Origin of the sequence: Kitasatospora sp. NPDC051984 (assembly GCF_044593455.1) — a bacterium.
Taxonomy (GTDB): domain Bacteria; phylum Actinomycetota; class Actinomycetes; order Streptomycetales; family Streptomycetaceae; genus Kitasatospora.
In genome coordinates this window covers 252034-269859 of record NZ_JBIUCB010000008.1, presented here as the reverse complement: position 1 = coordinate 269859, position 17826 = coordinate 252034, and the positions used below count along the sequence as shown (strand labels likewise).

At 73.4% G+C, this 17826-nt stretch carries 13 protein-coding genes; 4 read left to right on the top strand and 9 right to left on the bottom strand.

Annotated elements, in window-relative coordinates; genetic code table 11:
- Positions 1-421: 421 nt before the first annotated feature.
- The 5 genes from ACIHEI_RS18870 to ACIHEI_RS18850 form a co-directional block, all read right to left on the bottom strand.
- Positions 422-1867: a cytochrome P450 gene (locus ACIHEI_RS18870; RefSeq protein WP_396607396.1), complete on the bottom strand. Its 1446-nt coding sequence runs from the start codon at positions 1865-1867 to the stop codon at positions 422-424.
- Between the two features lie 88 nt (positions 1868-1955).
- Positions 1956-2573, bottom strand: a complete 618-nt coding sequence (locus ACIHEI_RS18865) for an ATP/GTP-binding protein (protein ID WP_387642820.1) — start codon at positions 2571-2573, stop codon at positions 1956-1958.
- Positions 2554-2907: a DUF742 domain-containing protein gene (locus ACIHEI_RS18860; protein WP_387642821.1), complete on the bottom strand. Its 354-nt coding sequence runs from the start codon at positions 2905-2907 to the stop codon at positions 2554-2556. Before ACIHEI_RS18860 ends, ACIHEI_RS18865 begins: the two co-directional genes overlap by 20 nt.
- A gap of 13 nt (positions 2908-2920) precedes the next feature.
- On the bottom strand, positions 2921-3328 hold the full coding sequence (locus tag ACIHEI_RS18855; RefSeq protein WP_387642822.1) for a roadblock/LC7 domain-containing protein: 408 nt from the start codon (positions 3326-3328) through the stop codon (positions 2921-2923).
- Positions 3325-5088 (bottom strand): ATP-binding protein, encoded by a 1764-nt coding sequence (locus ACIHEI_RS18850; RefSeq protein WP_396607395.1) that lies wholly within the window; start codon positions 5086-5088, stop codon positions 3325-3327. The genes ACIHEI_RS18855 and ACIHEI_RS18850 overlap by 4 nt, the downstream gene beginning before the upstream one ends.
- 433 nt (positions 5089-5521) lie before the next feature.
- On the opposite strand from ACIHEI_RS18850, the gene ACIHEI_RS18845 reads away from it, so the two are divergent.
- Positions 5522-7081, top strand: a complete 1560-nt coding sequence (locus ACIHEI_RS18845) for a CehA/McbA family metallohydrolase (protein ID WP_396607394.1) — start codon at positions 5522-5524, stop codon at positions 7079-7081.
- Positions 7082-7197: 116 nt separating this feature from the next.
- A complete protein-coding gene (locus tag ACIHEI_RS18840) occupies positions 7198-9408 on the top strand; it encodes a HEAT repeat domain-containing protein (RefSeq protein ID WP_396607393.1) in 2211 nt (736 codons plus the stop codon).
- 70 nt (positions 9409-9478) lie between these two features.
- Here ACIHEI_RS18840 and ACIHEI_RS18835 read toward each other — a convergent pair whose 3' ends face one another.
- On the bottom strand, positions 9479-10390 hold the full coding sequence (locus tag ACIHEI_RS18835; protein ID WP_396607392.1) for a zinc-binding alcohol dehydrogenase family protein: 912 nt from the start codon (positions 10388-10390) through the stop codon (positions 9479-9481).
- Positions 10391-10477: 87 nt separating this feature from the next.
- Here ACIHEI_RS18835 and ACIHEI_RS18830 point away from each other — a divergent pair, with 87 nt between their 5' ends.
- Complete coding sequence (locus tag ACIHEI_RS18830; protein ID WP_396607391.1) at positions 10478-10915, top strand: MarR family winged helix-turn-helix transcriptional regulator; 438 nt, start codon at positions 10478-10480, stop codon at positions 10913-10915.
- A 4-nt stretch (positions 10916-10919) separates the two neighbouring features.
- Here the strand turns inward: ACIHEI_RS18830 and ACIHEI_RS18825 are convergent, their stop codons facing one another.
- Positions 10920-13109, bottom strand: coding sequence for a hypothetical protein (locus tag ACIHEI_RS18825; RefSeq protein ID WP_396607390.1), 2190 nt, complete (start codon positions 13107-13109; stop codon positions 10920-10922).
- A 114-nt stretch (positions 13110-13223) separates the two neighbouring features.
- Positions 13224-14597 carry a tyrosine--tRNA ligase gene (tyrS, locus tag ACIHEI_RS18820; RefSeq protein ID WP_396607389.1) on the bottom strand — a complete coding sequence of 458 codons (1374 nt, stop codon included), beginning with the start codon at positions 14595-14597 and terminating at the stop codon, positions 13224-13226.
- Between the two features lie 876 nt (positions 14598-15473).
- On the opposite strand from tyrS, the gene ACIHEI_RS18815 reads away from it, so the two are divergent.
- Positions 15474-16148: a DUF5995 family protein gene (locus tag ACIHEI_RS18815; RefSeq protein WP_392953687.1), complete on the top strand. Its 675-nt coding sequence runs from the start codon at positions 15474-15476 to the stop codon at positions 16146-16148.
- 82 nt (positions 16149-16230) lie between these two features.
- Here the strand turns inward: ACIHEI_RS18815 and ACIHEI_RS18810 are convergent, their stop codons facing one another.
- Positions 16231-17670: a GuaB1 family IMP dehydrogenase-related protein gene (locus tag ACIHEI_RS18810; protein WP_392953690.1), complete on the bottom strand. Its 1440-nt coding sequence runs from the start codon at positions 17668-17670 to the stop codon at positions 16231-16233.
- Between the last annotated feature and the right edge of the window lie 156 nt (positions 17671-17826).

The window sequence follows — 17826 nt, the reverse complement described above, 5'->3', positions numbered from 1 at the left end:
CTGGAAGGGGCGGCCGAGGAGCGCACCGGTCGGATTCCGTCCGGGCTGCGTCGCGCTCCCTCGCCCTGACAGCATTCCTATCCGCCCGGAACGGCGGCGGCCAACCGTCCGCCCACGCGGACCGGCGACTCACCGGCCACCCGCCAGGCCGCCTAAACCCGCCCTGACCTGCGGAGCTGCCCTCCCACCCGAGGCCGGCCGGCGGGCGGAGCAGGTCACGACGACTGGTCATTCGACCGATGCCCACCGAATGCCGCACGACTAGGTTCTTTCCGGCCGATCTTGTCGGATCAGCGCGTCTCCCCCAGTCGTTGCGGACTGGGGGTGGGATGTTCCGGCGGCACGCACCCGGCAAGATCGGCCGGACAAGCCCCGGGCCCCGCGCCGACGTCAACGCCCCGGCACCGGGGTCGGCCGCGTGTCAGCCCACCAGCTTCGCCCACAGGCCGGCCCACCAGCCGCGACGCTGCTCCGGCACCGCGCGCACGGGCTCGACCGGCGGAGCGTACCCGGCGGGCGGGATGGGCGGCGCGGGCACGGGGGTGGAGATCACCGGGGCGCTGGCCGTGGTGGTCGGGTCCTGCGGCTGCAGCGCGTTGCGCGGGGTGAAGCTGACCGGCAGCCCGGTCAGGTGCCGCGACATCCAGTTCCCGCGCCAGACCAACTCGTCCTCCTCGACCGCCAGTTGGAGGTCCGGCAGCCGGGTGAGCAGAATGTCGATACCGGTCTCGGCGATCGCCCGGCCGATCTCCTGGCCGGGGCACTCGTGCGGGCCGCTGCCGAACGCCAGGTGCGAACGGTTGCCGAACAGCGGCTTGTTCAGGTCGGGCCGCACCGCCGGGTCGGCGTTTCCGGCGGCGAGGCCGATCAGCAGCATGTCGCCGGCCTTGATGCGACGGCCCCCGAGCTCGGTGTCGCCGGTCGCCCAGCGACCCGGGACCAGCATGAACGGCGGTGCGTCCCACAGGACTTGGTCGAGCGCGTCCGGCAGGGTCATCTGCCCGCCGGACAGGTGGGCACGGAAACGGCCGTCGGTGAGCACCATCTTCAGCGTCTCGGAGATCAGGTTGATGGTGGTCTCGTTGGCCGCCAGCAGCACCGACCGCAGGTGCTGGAGCACCTCGTCCTCGCTCAGGCCGGACTCGTGCTCCATCAGCCGGGTGACCAGGCCCGATCCGGGGTCGGAACGCTTGCGGTCCACGGTGCGGCGCAGCGACTCCACCACGTACTCGTTGGAGGCGACGGCGGTCTCGGTGCCCCGGACCAGGTCGCGGGCGGCCTCGACCAGCCGCGGGCCGTACTCCTCGGGCATGCCGACCAGTTGGGTCATCACCAGCATCGGCAGGTGCTCGGAGAACTGGGAGACCAGGTCGGCCCGGCCGGTGCCGCCGAACTCGGCGATCAGCTGGTCGGCGAAGCGGGTGACGTAACGCCGCATGCCGCGCCGGTCGAAGCCGTTCAGGCCGTCGGTGACGGCGGTGCGCAGCCGCCGGTGCTCCTCGCCGTCGACGAACGAGCAGGTCGGCTGCCAGGCGATCACCGGCAGCACCGGCGAGTCGGGGGCGACCCGGCCCTCCTGGAACTCGGTCCAGCGGCGGGAGTCGCGGGAGAACCGGGAGGGGGTGCGCATCGCGGTGAGGTTGGCGGAGTAGCCGAGCACCAGCCAGGCCGGCAGGTCGCCGTGCAGCAGGACGGGCGCGACGTCGCCGTGCTCGGCGCGCAGCTTCTCGTACAGGCCGGCCGGGTCGGCCTCGGCCTCCGGCCCGAACAGCCGCCGCAGGTCGCTCCGTTGGAGCGGGGTGGCACCGTGGGCCGGGCAGCCGGGCGGGGGGACGGCGCCGTTGTACGTGCGCTCTTCGGGGATCACGGGAGGTCTCCGATCGGTACGGTGCAGGGCGTCAACGGACGTGTGGGGATTCAGCCGACGTATGGGGCTTCAACCGACGGGCCGGGCTTCAACCGACGGGCTGGGCCGCGAGGTCGTACAGGTAGCGCATCAGCGCCATCAGCACGTCGCGTCCCGACTCCCGGGCGCGGGCGTCGCACTCGACGATCGGCACGTGCGACGGCAGGTCGAGCGCGGCGCGCAGTTCGTCGAGCGGGTAGGCCGGGGACTCGGGGAAGGAGTTGACGGCGACGACGAACGGCACGCCGCGGTCCTCCAGTCGGCCCAGCACGTCGAAGCCGGCCTCCAGGCGGCGGGTGTCGACCAGCACGACCGCACCGAGCGCGCCTTCGAACAGACCGTTCCAGAGGAACCAGAAGCGTTCCTGGCCGGGGGTGCCGAAGACGTACAGCACCAGCTCCTCGCTGATGGTGATCCGGCCGAAGTCCATCGCCACGGTGGTGGCGCGCTTGCGTTCCACCCCGGCCAGGTCGTCGATGCCGACGCCGGCCTCGGTCATGGTCTCCTCGGTGGTCAGCGGTCGGATCTCGCTGACCGAGCCGACCAGGGTGGTCTTGCCGACCCCGAAGCCGCCGACCACGACGACCTTGACGGCGGCGGCCACCGTGGCCGGGAGCAGGTCGGCCTCGCGCGGCCCGCGCACCGGCTCAGAGCCGCTGAAGTCCATGGATCACTGCCTCCAACAGGGAAAGGTCGGGAAGGTCGGCCGGCGGGATCGGGGCGCGCGCCTCGATCCGGCGTGCGCCGAACAGCTCGGTCAGCAGGTCGATGACCAGGCTGTTCGGCAGTCGCAGGTACGCGGAGATCTCGGCCACCGAAAGCGGCGAGCCGCAGATCCGCAGGATCGCCGCGTGCTCGGGCGGCATGGCGGGCTCGGGCCGGGAACGGGCGAGGATCAGCGTGACCAGGTCGAAGTCCGTCGCGGCGGGCTGCCCGTCGCGCCCCCGGCCGATCACGAAGTACCGCTCGGGGCCGACCTGTTCCCAGTCCTGGTTGCTCATCGGGGACGCCGACTCACGCGAGCTGTTCGCCGGTGCGGGCCGGTGTGGTGAGGTGCTCGCCGATCCGCGCGACCAGGTCGCGCATCCGCTGGCCGACCAGTCCCGCGTCCACGCCCTCGTCGGCGAGCACCGCGAGGAACGCCCGGGAGCCGGCCGCCATCAGGTAGAAGAAACCGCCGCCGACCTCGATCACCACCAGCCGCATCCGGCCGTCGCCGTGCGGGAATTCGCTGCCCACCGCGTGCGCCAGGCTCTGCAGTCCGGCGCAGGCCGCGGCCAGCCGGTCGGCGGTGTCCGGGTCGGTGCCGTGCTGAGCCAGCCGCAGGCCGTCGGCCGACAGGACGATGGCGTGCCGGGCGTGCGGGACGCTCTCCGCGAGGTCCCTGAGCATCCAGTCCATGTTGGTCCGTTGCTGAATCACTTCTCGCCTTTCCCTGCTGACTCTTCACTGGCGTGGTGGCCGTCCGCCGGGGCGCCGGGCGCGGTGCCGTTGACGCCCTCGGTGAACGCGGCCAGCCACAGGCCGGGCTGAACCGGCTCGGCGACGGGTGCGGGTACGGGTGCTGATGCCTGCGCGGAGGCGGATGCCTGGGCGGGAGCGGGTGCGGTGGCCCGCCGCGGCCTGGGGGCGCCGAGCCCGACCGTGCCGCGCAGCGGCGGGGCGTGGCGGCGGCGCTGCGGCAGGCCGTTGGCGGTCCGCTCGGTCACCACCGGGTAGTCGTCCTCGCCCGGGAACGGGGCCGGGGACGGGAACGGGGACAGGGACAGGGACGGGGACGGGGACGGCGCGGGCACCCGCGGCCGGGCTGCGGCGGAGCCTCCGGCGGCCGGGAAGGCCGAGGCGGCGACGAATCCGCCGGACGGCGTGTGGGTCGGGACGGCCGGGGCGGGGACGGGGGCCGGGGCCGGCTCGGTGGCGGGCTCGCCGGCGGGCGGCGTCCACACCGGGTTGCCCGGGTGCATGTCCGTCCTGCGGTTCGCCGCCGGGTGGCCGCTGGCCATCCGGCCGATGCCGTGGGCCCGGGCGGGAGCGGGCGCGGTGGTGATGTACCGCTGCGGAACGATCAGCACGGCCCGCACGCCGCCGTACGCGGACGGGCGCAGCGAGACCTGGAAGCCGTACATGCGGGACAGCCGGCCGACCACGGCGAGGCCGAGCCGCGGGGTCTCGCCGAGGTCGTTGAGGTCGATGCCGGACTGCGCCTCCTCCAGCATCCGTTCGGCCCTGGCCCGGCCCTCCTCGCCAAGGCTGAGGCCGCCGTCCTCGATCTCGATCGCGATGCCGGTCTGCACCTCGACGGCGGTGAGGTGGACGTCGGTCTGCGGCGGCGAGTAGCGGGTGGCGTTGTCGAGCAGTTCGGCCAGCGCGTGGATCAGCGGTTCGACGGCGGGGCCGACGATCGCGACCTCGGAGACCGGGTGCAGTGAGATCCGGCGGAAGTCGAGGATCCGGGACATGGCGCCGCGCAGCACGCTGTACAGCGGGACGGGCCGGCTCCACTGGCGGCCGGGTCGGGCACCCCCGAGCACGGCGATCGAGTCGGCGAGGCGGCCGATCAGCGCGTTGCCGTGGTCGAGCAGCAGCAGGTCGTTGAAGACGGCGGGCATGTCGCCGTGCCGCATCTCCATCTCGCGCAGGTCGACGGCCTGCCGGTGGACGATCGCCTGCACGCGGCGGGCGATGTTCACGAACGCGCGCTGGGTGGACTCGCGCATCGCCTCCTCGTTGTCGACGGCGTCGAGGACGGAGCGCACCACGGTGTGCCGGGCCTCGTGGAAGTCCTCGCCGACGTCGGCCAGGTGGCGCTGCTCGTAGGAGCGGAGCACGTCGGTGATGAACTCGCCGCGCTGGAGCCGGTTGATCGCCTCGGGCAGTTCCCGCTTGGCCAGGTCGATCATGCCGGCCTGCTGGCGGGCGAGCCGCCGGAGCACGTCCTCCTCCTGCCGCGCGCCGGCCGCGCGCGCCTCCTCCAACGCCCGGCCCCGGCGCACCGCTTCGAGCCCTGCCGCCGCCACGGCCGCGGCGCCCACCAGACCGCACAGCAGAATCCCCGAGATCGCCTGCCCCGGCCCGGCGGTCGCCGCGAGGGCCACCGTCACGCCGGTCACGACCGCGGGCAGCAGGCCGACGAGTACGGCTGCGGGCAGCCGGTTTCCTGGCGACGATCCGGGTCGAAGCATCGGTGTCCTCATACGGTCAAAGGGATGGAGACGCGGGTCCGGGCGGTGCGGCGGGGCCCGGGCGCGAAGCAGCATAGCCGGTGGCTCGAATCTGTCTGACGGCCAGTCAGAATGCCTTTGCACCAGGGGAGTTACCCCCTCCAGAAGGGGATTCCCGAACGCGCGGACGAACGGTTCGTGCGCCCCTCGCCGGGACTCTCAGACTTGTCGCACCACGCACCCCGCGACGGCCCCCCGCCCCGGATTCACCCGGACGAGCGGCGCGCGCGGCGATCCTTCAGCGCCGCTTCCCGGATGGTGCTACGTCCGCGTCCAGCCATGACCGGTTCGCCATCACCACGCCGAGTACTCACCTGCCGGTGGGCCACGCCTCACCGGCGGTTCACCCCGGTGGGTAGACAGCCGGGCGACGCCGACCGTTCCGGAGGACGCCATGCCCGTCGATCCCCATCTCCCGTCCGCCCAGCGCCAGTTGGCCGATCGCCGCACCGTGCTGCGCACCGGCCTGGCCACCGGCGCCGCCGTCGCCCTGACGGGCACCACCGGCCAGGCGCACGCCGCCGCCTCGGACCAGGTGCTCACCCTGACCGGCCAACTACCCACCGGCGTACCGGACTTCGTCTACCTCCCGTTCGAAGTACCGCGCGGTGTACGGGAGATCGCAGTCTCCTACAGCTACGACCGGCCGGCCGTCCCGCCCGGCACACCCGGCAACTCGTGCGACATCGGTATCTTCGACGAACGCGGCACCGCCCTCGGCGGCGAAGGCTTCCGCGGGTGGTCGGGCGGCTTCCGCACCGAGTTCAGCCTGTCCCGCGAGACCGCCACCCCCGGCTACCTGCCCGGACCGATCAACCCCGGCACCTGGCACGTCGTCCTCGGCCCCTACCAGGTCGCCCCCGCCGGACTCGCCTACACCGTTCAGGTCACCCTCCGGTTCGGCCCGCCCGGCCCGGCCTTCGTCCCCGCCTACCCGCCGGAGCGGGCTCGCGGCCGCGGCCGCGCCTGGTACCGGGGCGACTGCCACCTGCACACGGTGCACTCCGACGGCCGCCGGCTGCCCGCCGAGGTCGCCGCCGGGGCACGCGCCGCCGGCCTCGACTTCATCGTCTCCACCGACCACAACACCTCGTCCTCGCACGGAAGTTGGGGCCCACTGGCCGGCCCCGACCTACTGATCGTCCCCGGCGAGGAGATCACCACCCGCAACGGCCACTGGCTGGCCCTCGGCCTGGCCCCCGGCCAGTTCGTCGACTGGCGCTACCGGGCCCGCGACGACCAATTCCCCCGCTTCGCCCGCCAGGTCCACCGCTCCGGCGGCCTCGTCGTCGCCGCCCACCCTTACTGCCCTTACGTCGCCTGCCAGTGGAAGTTCGGCTACCAGGACACCGACGCCGTCGAGGTGTGGAACGGCCCCTGGACGTACGACGACGAATCCGCCGTCGACACCTGGGACGCCAACCTCGCCACCGCCCTCCGCGAGGGCCGCAATTGGCTCCCCGCCCTCGGCAACAGCGACGCCCACAGCGCCCCCCAGCCCATCGGCACCCCCCACAACGTGGTCCTCGCCGACGACCTCAACCGCACCGCCATCCTCACCGCCCTCCGCGCCGGCCACACCTGGCTGGCCGAATCCGCCGCCGTCCAGCTCGAGTTCACCGCCACCGGCCACGGCCGCCGAGCCACCATCGGCGAACGGCTCACCGTCCCCGCCGACGCCCCCGTCGACGTCCGCCTCACCGTCACCGGCGTCCCGAACGGCACCGTCCGCCTCATCACCGACGAGGGCCAACTCCACCAGGAGCCCCTCCCCACCACCGGCACCGCCACCGTGACGTGGCGCACCACCGCCTCCCTCGCCACCTACGTCCGCGCCGAAGTCCGCCACCCCAAGCCGGACGGCACCCCGGGCAAGGGCAACTCCATGGGCCCCGAACTGCCGTGGGGTCCGATGGCGGCACTCACCAACCCGATTGTGCTGCACGCGTCTTGACGATCCATCAGCTCGACGATCAGGGCGTGTCCCGGGCGCTTCGAAGAGGGCGCCAGCAGCCACCTGCGATTGCCTCTCCCGGGAGCTTGTCAGTGGCGGTGGGCAGAGTGCCAGCCATGTTCGAGGGACTTGACGAGATCGACTGGTCGAAGATGGGCCACGCCTACGGCACTGCGGAGGAGGTACCGGCGCTGCTGCGCGGGCTCGCGTCCGCCGAGGAGGAGACGCGCGGGGACGCGCGCAGCAGGTTCTACAGCGCCGTGCACCACCAGGGCGACGTGTACCGATGCACGGCGGCGAGCCTGCCGTTCCTGTTCGAGCTGGCGCAGGATGCTGCCGCGCCGGACCGGGCGGCGGTGATCGAGCTGCTGGTCAGCATCGGCGGATCCGCGCTCGAGCGCCTCGAGTTCGAGCGCCGGTTCGCCCAGGACAGTGCGGACGCGGGCACCGAAGGCCAGGATGCCGAGGCCGACGACGCCTACTGGGACTACGTCGGGCACCCCGAGGCAGCGGCGCTGGTGCGGGAGCGGGCCGAGGCGTTCATCGGGTTCACCGCGGAGCCGGACCGGCTGGTGCGGCAGGCGGCGATCCCGGCACTCGGGCTGTTCGTCGACGACGCGGAGCGCGCCTTCGCGGTACTGCGCGAGCGGCTCGCGGCCGAGCCGGGCGCGGTGGAGCGGCTGCTGGTCCTCAGGACGACGGCCGTGCTGGCCCTGCGGCGGCCGGAGGTCTCGGAGTTCGCGACGGCCTGGTTCGGCGAGCTCCTGGACGACACGGCGCTCGACCCGACCGTCCGGCTGGGCGCGCTGGTCGAACGTGCCCGTTGCGTGCCCGGGTTCGACGCCGACGAAGCGGTCCGGGCGGCGATCGGCCTGCTGCGCGAGCAGCCCGCCCCGGCCGACGACTGGTGGCACGCCCCGACGCCTGCCGCCCCGCAGCCCGCGATCGAGCCCGGCAGCGCGCCGGCCCACGTCATCGCCGCGTTCGAGGAACTCGACCGGGACGGCAAGGTCCACTCGCCGGTCACCGGACTGCTGAGCAGCTTCCACGAGGTGCTGAACGGGCGGGTGGCCGAACGCACCGAGCTGCTGGCCCAGCAACTGCGCAGCGAGGACGCGGGCGCCCGGATGGACGCCCTGCGGATGGCGAAGGAGCTGATCCGGTCCTGGCGCGGCGACCACGGCCCGCTCATCGCGCTGATCGGTGACCACCTCGCCGACCCGCGACCGCAGGTCGTCGCGGAGGCCGCCGCCGCCCTCGCCGCGTGCGGCCCGCTCGCCGAATCCGCCCGCCCTGCCCTGGCCGCCTTCGTTGCCGAGCGGTGCGGCGGGCCGTGCGAGCAGTGCGGGCCCCGCAGGTGGGCCCATTCCCGGCGCGAGCTGCGCCGGGCCCACCAGGAAGCCGCCCTCGCACTGGCCCGTCTCGGCGACGAGCGGGCCCTGCCGAGCCTGCTGGTGGCCCTGGACGACGGGGTGGATGCCTGGCGGGCGATCCCTGCCGCGGGGCACCTGCCGGGCGCGGCAGGGGAGTTGGCGCCCCGACTGGTCGACCGGCTGCGCGGGTTCGACCTGCAGCAGGAGCAGACCGAACAGGAGGTGGCGGGGGTCCTGGCCGCGCTGGGAAGCCTGGCGGACCCGGCGGGGCTGAGCGCGGTCGAGGAGGTGCTCGACCAGGCGGCACGGGACGAACAGTGGCCGACCGTCCGCTACGCGCTCCGGGCGCTGCGGCAGTTCGGGCCGGCGGCGGCACCCACTCTGCCCGCGATCCGCGCCCTGGCCGGGCCCGCCGCTCCGGGGAACGCCGAGACGGCGCTCGCCGCGATCACCACGCTCTGGGCGGTCGGCGCCGACCCGGACGAGGTGCTGCCCCTGCTGCTGCCCGGGCTGGACGACGACGGCGGGCCGTTCCGGGCCATCGACATCGACGACGTCGCGGACCTCCTCGGCGCGATCGGCCCCGCGGCCGCCGCCGCACTGCCGCGCCTGCGGGAGCGAGCCACAGGCACGGACTGGAATGGCGTGCACTGCGCGGCCGCGCTCTGGGACATCGGCGGCGAGAGCGAGGCCCAGGCGGTGCTGAACGTCCTGCTCCCGGCCTGGAAGAACAACGCCTACACCGGCCGCGTTGTCGTGCCCTGCCTGGAACGAATGGGCCCCGCCGCCCGCCCGGCCGCCTCCGCACTTCAGGCCCAACTGGCGCTGCCCGGACGGGGCGAAGGCCTGTTCACCACGATCGAGGAGGACGAGAACCTACAGCGCGCCTGCCGCGCCGCCCTCGCCCGCCTCGACCAGCCGGACGCCCAGCAGGGCCCGACCGACCGGGCCTGACCGACCGGATCGCCCTGCCCGGACCGGCGGCAACCTCCGTGCCACATCACGTCGGCCCGGCGGGCAGCTCCTACGGGACGAGCACCACCTTGCCGAGGTTGCGCCGCTGTTCGATCAGGGCGTGGGCCCGGGCGGCCTCGGTGAGGGGGATCTGTTCGTGGACGGCGGCGCGCAGGGTGCCCGCTTCGCGGAGGTGCCAGAGGTCGCGGCGCCAGCGGTCGTAGAGGTCGGGCTTGCCGGTGGCGATGGCGCGGATCTGGAAGCCGATCATCGTTGCGCCGCGGGCCAGGAGTTCGTACGCCTCGACCGTGCCGCCGCCGGAGCTGAACGCGACCAGTCGGCCGCCCGTCGCGAGGGCCCGGACGGCGCGGCCGAGGAGTTCGCCGCCGACGCCGTCGAGGATCACGTCGCACGGCGCGCCCCAGTCGGCGTCCTCGTACAGAATGACCTCGTCGGCGCCCAACTCCCGTACGAAGTCGGCCTTTTCGGCGCTGCTGACGGCGGCGACGACGCGCGCCGCCCCGCCGGCCTTCGCGTACTGGAGGGCCAGCGTGCCCACGCCGCTCGCCGCCGCCGTGACCAGCACCGACTCGCCGGGCTGCGGACGCGCGGCCTCGTAGGCGCCGCGCGCGACCAGCCCGCTGCGCACCAGGGCGACGGCCTCAACTCCTGTCGCACCGACCGGGATCGGGGACGCCATGGCGGCGTTCAGCACGGCGAACTCGGCATAGGCGTCGGCGAAGCACAGCCCGGTGACGCGATCTCCCGCGCGGAACGCCGTGACTCCCGCCCCCACCGCGACGATCTCCCCGGCGACCTCACCCGCGAGCGCGGCCGACCCGCCGCCCTCCCGCAGCTTGCGTACGACAGGCAGTGTCACCCCGACCGCCTCGACCCGGATCAGCACCTCCCCGGCGCCCGCCTCGGGCCGGTCGACCGTCTCGGCGAGCAGCACTCCGGCCTCATGGCGAATGCGCAGCACAGGACCTCCCCCATCGGAATTCATTGGACATCCCAACGATAATCGGGACATCGTAGGGAAGTCCAACGATTTGGCTAGGCTGAGCCCATGACCTCCGACCTCCAGCGCATCCAGTCCCTGCCCTCGTGGCTCGTCGGCCGTGTCGCGGCCCGAGGCCGGGGCCTGGTCGCCGACGCGATCGCGGCGGAGGGGCTGAAGCTCATCCAGCACGCGGTCCTGGCCGCCACGGCCGAGTACGGGCCCATCACCCAGGCCGACCTCGGACGCCGGCTGGCCGTCGACCCCAAGGACATGGTCGGCATCCTCAACCACCTCGAGCAGCAGGGCCTCGTCCTGCGCAGCCCCCACCCCTCCGACCGCCGCAAGAACGCCGTCACCGTCACCCCGAGGGGCACGGCCACCCTCGCCCGCTGCGGAGCCCTCGCCGAGGCCGCCAACGCCGAACTGCTGGCCCCGCTCGCACCGGACGAGCAGCAGCAGCTGATCGCCCTGCTGACCCGCCTCCACGAAGCAGGCGCGGCCTGAGCCGCTAGAACCGCCGGAGCGGGGGCCGGACGAGGGCGACGTCGCGGCCGAACCCGATGGCCAGGGCGCCGTCGGGGGTGGTCGCGAGGGTGGTGGCGGGGATCGGCAGGCGCAGGGGGCGGGCCAGTGGGCGGCCGGTGCTGAGGTCGGTGAGGCTGACGGTGCCGTCCGTACGGGCGATGTACGCCTCGGGCCAGGTGCGGGCGGCGAATGCGGTGACGGGCGCGGCGTCCTCGATGGCAGGTCCGGCGGGGCGGCCGTCCCGGTGCCAGGTGCGGATCACGGTGGCGTCGGGGGCGGGCGCGCTGTGCGGGTTCCGCCGCCAGTTGCGCACGCGGGCGCCGAGCACGTGGCCCTGGTCCGACCGGACGGCGACGAAACGGCCGTCGAGGACGGCCAGCAGGGGGTGACCGTCCGTGCCCGGGATGCTGTCCGGCGGGGTGGTGGGGGCGGCTGGGTTGTACAGCCGGATCGGTTCCTCGGTGCGGGAGGACAACACTGCGGTCGGGCGTCCGTCGAGCGTCGCGACAGCAAAACCGGTGATGCCCGACTCGACGTCGGTGGCGACGATCCGGGCGAGCAGGGTGCCGTCGGCGGGGTGCCAGAACCTGATCTCGTTCTCCCAGACCTCGTCCTCATCGGTGTCCTCCTCCGGGCGGGAGTCGAAGTCCGCGGGCGGGTACAGGCCGGCGGTGGCCACCGCGTCGCTGCCGCGCAGGCGCAGGTGGGCGATCCAGTGGACGACGGCGGTGCCCGTGTCGACCGGTTCGCCCAGCGGGCTGCCGGCGACGAGATCCCAGCGGTACAGGCACTGGTTGGGGAAGATATGGATGCCGTACCCGGTGGCGGCGTACGCACGGCCGTCCGCCGACCAGGCAGTCAGGCTCCTCGTCACCTGGACGCCCGTGCGCAGGGGCGGGGCCAGCGGGGTGCCGTCGGCGGCGCGGCGGGCCAGCAGGGTTCCGCCCTCGTCGGCGCTCACCACGGTGCCGTCCGGTGCGGTGACGGCGAGTGCCGCCAGCCGCTGGGTGTGACCGGGTTCGCGGTGCACCGGGACGGTCGGGTCCCAGAGCGCGACCACACCGTCCCGCCTCGAGGAGGTGAGCAGCAGGTCGCGGCCGTCCCGGCGAACGGCGGTGGTCTCGGCCAGCGCGACGGGGCCGGTGATCGGCGGGCCGAGCGGCCGCAGCGTCTCGACGCCCCAGAGGTGGACGTTCCACATCGTGGGCACGGCGACGGCGGATCCCACGACGGTCGGGTTGAGGTGCGGCCCGATGCGGCTGTGCGTGTTCGTCAGGCTCTCCCCCTGGTAGCCCACGTGTGCGTCGAGGAGGCCGGCCGTGGGCTGCCCGGTCGCCACATCGACGGTGCCCAGGACGTGGGACTCGTCGGCGACGGTCAGCAGTTCCCGTCCGCCCGCCAGTGACAGGGTCGCGCCCCGGACATCGCGCATCCCGGCGGGCACCGGAAGCCGGGACGTCCGGCCGTCCTGCGGGTCCCAGCACAGGACACCGTCGTCGGTGACCAGGGCGACCTGGCGCCCGTCGGCGCGGGTGGCGGTGCTGAGGTTGGAACCGACCGGCAGGCCCGCGCGGTCAAGCGGCGCACCGGTCGCCAACTCCCATTGCTGGAGGCCGTCCCTGGTCCAGTAGGTCTTCATCAGCAGTCGGGCATCGACACCACGGCCGAGGACGGTCATGCGCCAAGGGCTCCCGCCGATGTCGGCCGACCACCGCAGGGCGAGATCGTCGAGGCCCCAGACCCGTACGGTGTCGTCCCAGTGGGCGGAGATCAGCAGCGGTTCCACCGCGTCGGCCGCCACCGCCAGCAACGTGACCGGCACCTCGCAACCGACGGTCCGGACCCGGCCCGTCGGGACGTCCCGCACCTCCAGCCGGTGCCGGCGCAGCTTCGCGTCGACCGGCGGGTACTCGTCCAGCGCGATGGCCAGCGCCAGCACGGGCCCGTCCCCGGTCTCGCCCCAGGCCGCGGTCTCGACCGGTCCGACGTGCGCCTGCCACACCAGCCGGGGGTCCAGGTCAGTACCGCTGGCCCAGTCGGCCCGCCACAGCACACCCTCCAGGTCGGCAGCGGCCTCGGCGTCGCCCCGACGCACGGCGTCGAGGTAGGCCGCCTGCCGCCGGTCGATCTCGTCCGGGCCCGGGTACGGACTCGCGGCGGTTGCCTGCTCCAACTGACGCTCCCCTGTCGTCCCGCCCCCGCGCGGAGGCGGGCTGCCGGGAGCCGATCGTACGGATCTCCCGGCCAGCCCGCCTCGGCGGGCGGCAGTTGACCTGGTGACGCCGTCTCAGCTCAGCTCCAGCACCTTCCGCCCGCAGCGCAGGAACACCCGGCGCTGTGCGCTGGCCCGCGTCAGGTCGTGGGTGCCGAGCACCACCAGCAGGCGTTCGTCGGCGTCCGCGCGGGACAGCGGCACGATGCGCTGGCCGCCGTCGGAAGTCTCCACCACCAGGCGGAGGCCGCCCGCCTCGGCGACCCGGCGGACCTGGTTGAGGCTCGGGAGTTCCCCGCTGACCTTCACCAGGAGCTCGCCGAGGGTCGCCGCGCCGTGCCGGGCCGCGTCCACGGAGGGCAGCGGTCCGGCGTCGGAGAAGCGGCGCTGCGAGAAACGGGCGCGGAAGGCGTCGCGGGCGGCGAGTGCGGCCGGGGCGCCGTGCACGGTCGCGGTGACGGCGGCGGCCAGCAGGGTCTTCACCGCCATCGGGTGGCGGCGGCCGTCGGCGGCCTGGGCGAGCAGCAACTCGACTTCCTCGTCGACGAGTTCGGTGAGCAGCCGGAGGTAGTCCGGCAGCAGCCGGTCCGCGCAGGCCATCAGGCGGCCGAACATCTCCTCGGCGGGGAAAGCCAGCCCGACGTAGTTGTTCTTCGACTTGCTCATCTTGGCGCCGGTGCCGTCGGTGCCCTCGATCAGCCCGGTCGCCAGCACCACCTCCGGCTGCTGTCCGGCGGACGTCTGCACCCGGCGGCACATCTGGAGGTTCAACAGCTGGTCCAGGCCGCCGAGTTCGATGTCGGCGGCGAGCTCCACCGAGTCCAGCGCCATCACCACGGAGTACACCAGCTCGGCCAGCGTCAGCCCGCTGCCCTCGGCGAGCCTGGTCCGGAAGTCCTCCCGCTGCAACGCCGCCGAGGCGGGCAGCCGGGACAGCACCGTGAGGAAGTCCGGCAGCGTCAGCGGCGCCAACCACTCACTGTTGAACCGGAATTCGGCCCGCTCGAAGTCGAAGAACGGACCGACCTGCGCCTGGTACGTCGCGACATTGCGGCTCACGTCCTCGGCCGTCAGCGGCGGCCGCTCCGCACTCCGGCCCGACGGGTCGCCGATCCGCGCCGTGATGTCCCCCACCAGGAACACCACGCGGTGCCCCATCCGCTGCAACCTGCTGGCCAGGATCATCGGCACCGCATGCCCGAGATGCACCTCCGCCCCGGTCGGGTCGATGCCGTACTTCACCGTCAACACCCGCCCCTGACCGAGCAGTTCGGCCAACTGTCGCTCCCCCGGCAGCACCGCCGCCGCCCGCGCCCCCAGCAGCGCGGCCTGCCGCTGCGGCTCCAGCCCCGAGAGATCGGCCCGCTGCCGCCCAGCCAGCACCTCCAGCAACCGGCCGAGCGCCGGGCCCTCCCTCAACTCCTCTTCCTTCTCGATCAGTTCACTCATCAACACAATGCTGCGGTCGAACGCGGTGGCGGCCATGGCCATCCTCTCGGGGTACAGGAACAACAGACGTCGGACGCACCCGCCCCGCGATACACGGCACCACCAAAAACGACGACCGCACCCGCGCCGACACCTGCGGTTGAGCACACGCAGACAGCCGGACAGGCATTCGCAACAGGTCGTTCAAGAAATCCGGAGGCCCGGCCGCCGTCACTTCAGGCAGGCCGGAGGGCGGTGGGGACCGCCACTAATATCGCTTCACCACGTGAAACCTCCGGGAACAGGAAGCGGCAGCAGCCCCTCGGCTCCACCGCAGCCCCCATCATGCACCATCCCCACACCGCCCCGCACCCGGCTATTTCGCCGCCCGGACCACGTGCGATCAGATCTCCCAGACCTCACTGGGCAGTTGGTGCCGGACGTCGTCCATGAGATCGGCGGCCAGGAAGACAGGCCTGGTGAGTAGCTGGTCACCGGCCCGCTGCACGCACAGCACGACTCCGAGCGTCAGCGATCCAGCCGCCGCGGCCGACCGGAGGTCGCAGGCCCCCTGCACTCGGCATGATCGGACAGCCAGCGTTCCAACCGGGAGGGAACCTGTCCGACCGGCGCCACCCCTCCTGCGCGACCCTCCCCGGGTCGTGCACCCTATCGCCCAACGGCCGTGTCCCACACGGGAGTTCCCCGGCCGCGAAAGCCGCCCGGGTCGGCCACTGCGGCAGCGGGACGCCCACCACCCGGCCGAGGCCGGTTCGCCGCACCCGCCGAAGTGGTCGTGGTCTCCGCCCGGCCGCGCGTCGTGTCTTGGCAGCCTCCCGGCCCCCTGCCATCGTGGGCGCATCATCTGCTTGTCGGTTCGTCACCGAAGGAGGATGGATGCCCATGACCACACCGGTGCTGACGGTCGATCAGGTGGTCGACCGGATGACGGAGCTCTCGACCGAACTGCCCGCCGCGGACGGTGTCGCCGTCTTCAACGCGATGTACCTGACCGTGACCCGCCTGGTCCGCGACCATCTCGCCGTCGCGTACTTCGACGACCCCGCCACCATGGCGGAGCTCGACGCCGTGTTCGCCGCCCGCTACCTGGCCGCCGTCGACGACGACCGGGCGGGGCGGCGGCCGGCGGCCTGCTGGCGGCCGTTGTTCGAGCTGCGCGGCGCGGCGAACGTCCACCCGCTGCAGTTCGCGCTGGCCGGCATGAACGCCCACATCGAGAACGACCTGCCGCTCGCCGTCCTCGACACCTGCCGGCTGACCGGCCACCGGCCGGACCAGCTGCACGCCGACTACCTGCGGATCAACACCCTGCTGGCCGAGGTGGAGGCGCAGGTCCGCGCCACGTTGCTGCCGCTCCCGGCCGGTGACCCGCTGCTGCACATCGTCGGCGTCTGGAGCATCGACCGGGCCCGCGAGGCCGCCTGGGCGTCCGTCCTGGCGCTGTGGGAGCTGCACCGCCTGCCGCCCGCTTACCGCCTGGTGGCGGACGCGCTGTCGGGGTCGGTCGGCATGGTCGGCCGGGCCCTGCTCACCCCGCTGTCGCTCAACTGAAGCCCCCCTCGTACAAACCCGGGCGGGCCCCCCGCGAGGGGAGCCCGCCCGAAAAGCCCGAAAGCCCGAAAGCCCGAGACCGTCAGGCCCAGCTGGAGTGCAGCGGCTTGCCCTCGGCGTAGCCGGCCGCGCTCTGCACGCCGACGATCGCGTTCTGCCGGAACTCCTCGAGGTCGGCCGCGCCGGCGTAGGTGCAGGAGGAGCGGACGCCGGCCACGATCGAGTCGATGAGGTCCTCGACGCCGGGGCTGGCGGGGTCGATGAACATCCGGGAGTGCGAGATGCCCTCCTCGAACAGCCCCTTGCGGGCCCGGTCGTAGGCGGACTCCTCGGAGGTGCGGTTGCTCACGGCGCGGGCCGAGGCCATGCCGAAGCTCTCCTTGTACTGGCGGCCGTCGGCGGTGGTCTGGACGTCGCCGGGGGATTCCAGGGTGCCGGCGAACCAGGAGCCGATCATCACGTTGGACGCGCCGGCGGCCAGCGCCATCGCCACGTCGCGCGGGTGCCGGACGCCGCCGTCGGCCCAGACGTGCTTGCCGAGCCGGCGGGCCTCCTCGGCGCACTCCAGGACGGCGGAGAACTGCGGGCGGCCGACGCCGGTCATCATCCGGGTGGTGCACATGGCGCCGGGGCCGACGCCGACCTTGAGGATGTCCGCGCCGGCCTCGACCAGGTCGCGCACGCCGGCCGCGGAGACCACGTTGCCGGCCACGATCGGGACTCGCGGGTCGAGGGCGCGCACGGCGCGCAGCGCGGCGATCATTCCCTCCTGGTGGCCGTGCGCGGTGTCCACCACCAGCACGTCGGCGCCGGCCTCCAGCAGGGCCTTGGCGCGGCCGGCGACGTCGCCGTTGATGCCGACGGTGGCGGCGACCCGCAGGCGGCCGGACGCGTCGACGGCGGGGGTGTAGAGGGTGGCGCGCAGCGCGTTCTTGCGGGTGAGGATGCCGACCAGGGTGCCGTCGGGGGCGACCACGGGGGCGAGCTTGCGGTGCGCCTCGTTGAGGCGGTCGAACGCGGCGCGCGGGTCGATGTCCCGGTCGAGCAGCAGCAGGTCGCGGGACATCACCTCGGACAGACTGGTGAACCGGTCCACCCCCTGGCAGTCGCCCTCGGTGACGACGCCGACGGGCCGGCCGCCCTCGACCACGACCACCGCGCCGTGGGCGCGCTTGGGCATCAGCACCAGGGCGTCGGCGACGGTGTCGCCGGGGGCGAGGGCGAGCGCGGTGTCGTGCACGAGGTGACGCTGCTTGACCCAGCCGATCACCTCGGCGACGACCTCGATCGGGACGTCCTGCGGGATGGCGACCAGTCCGCCGCGGCGGGCGACGGTCTCGGCCATCCGGCGTCCGGCGATCGCGGTCATGTTGGCGACCACCAGCGGGATGGTGGTGCCGGTGCCGTCGTGGGAGGAGAGGTCGACGGCTTGCCGGGAGCCCACGGCGGAACGGCTGGGGACCATGAAGACGTCGTCGTACGTCAGGTCGTACGCGGGCTTGAGGTCATTCAGGAAGCGCATGAAGAGGCTCTCTGGCTGGGGAGGAACGTTTCACCTGGGGCGCAGGTACGGCTGTGCCATGAGACACACCGGGCGCGCCGCACCCAGCGTTCAATCCTCACCGATTCCCTGGTCGGAGGCCAGCCCACACGGGAATCCTGAAGATCGACACAAGCG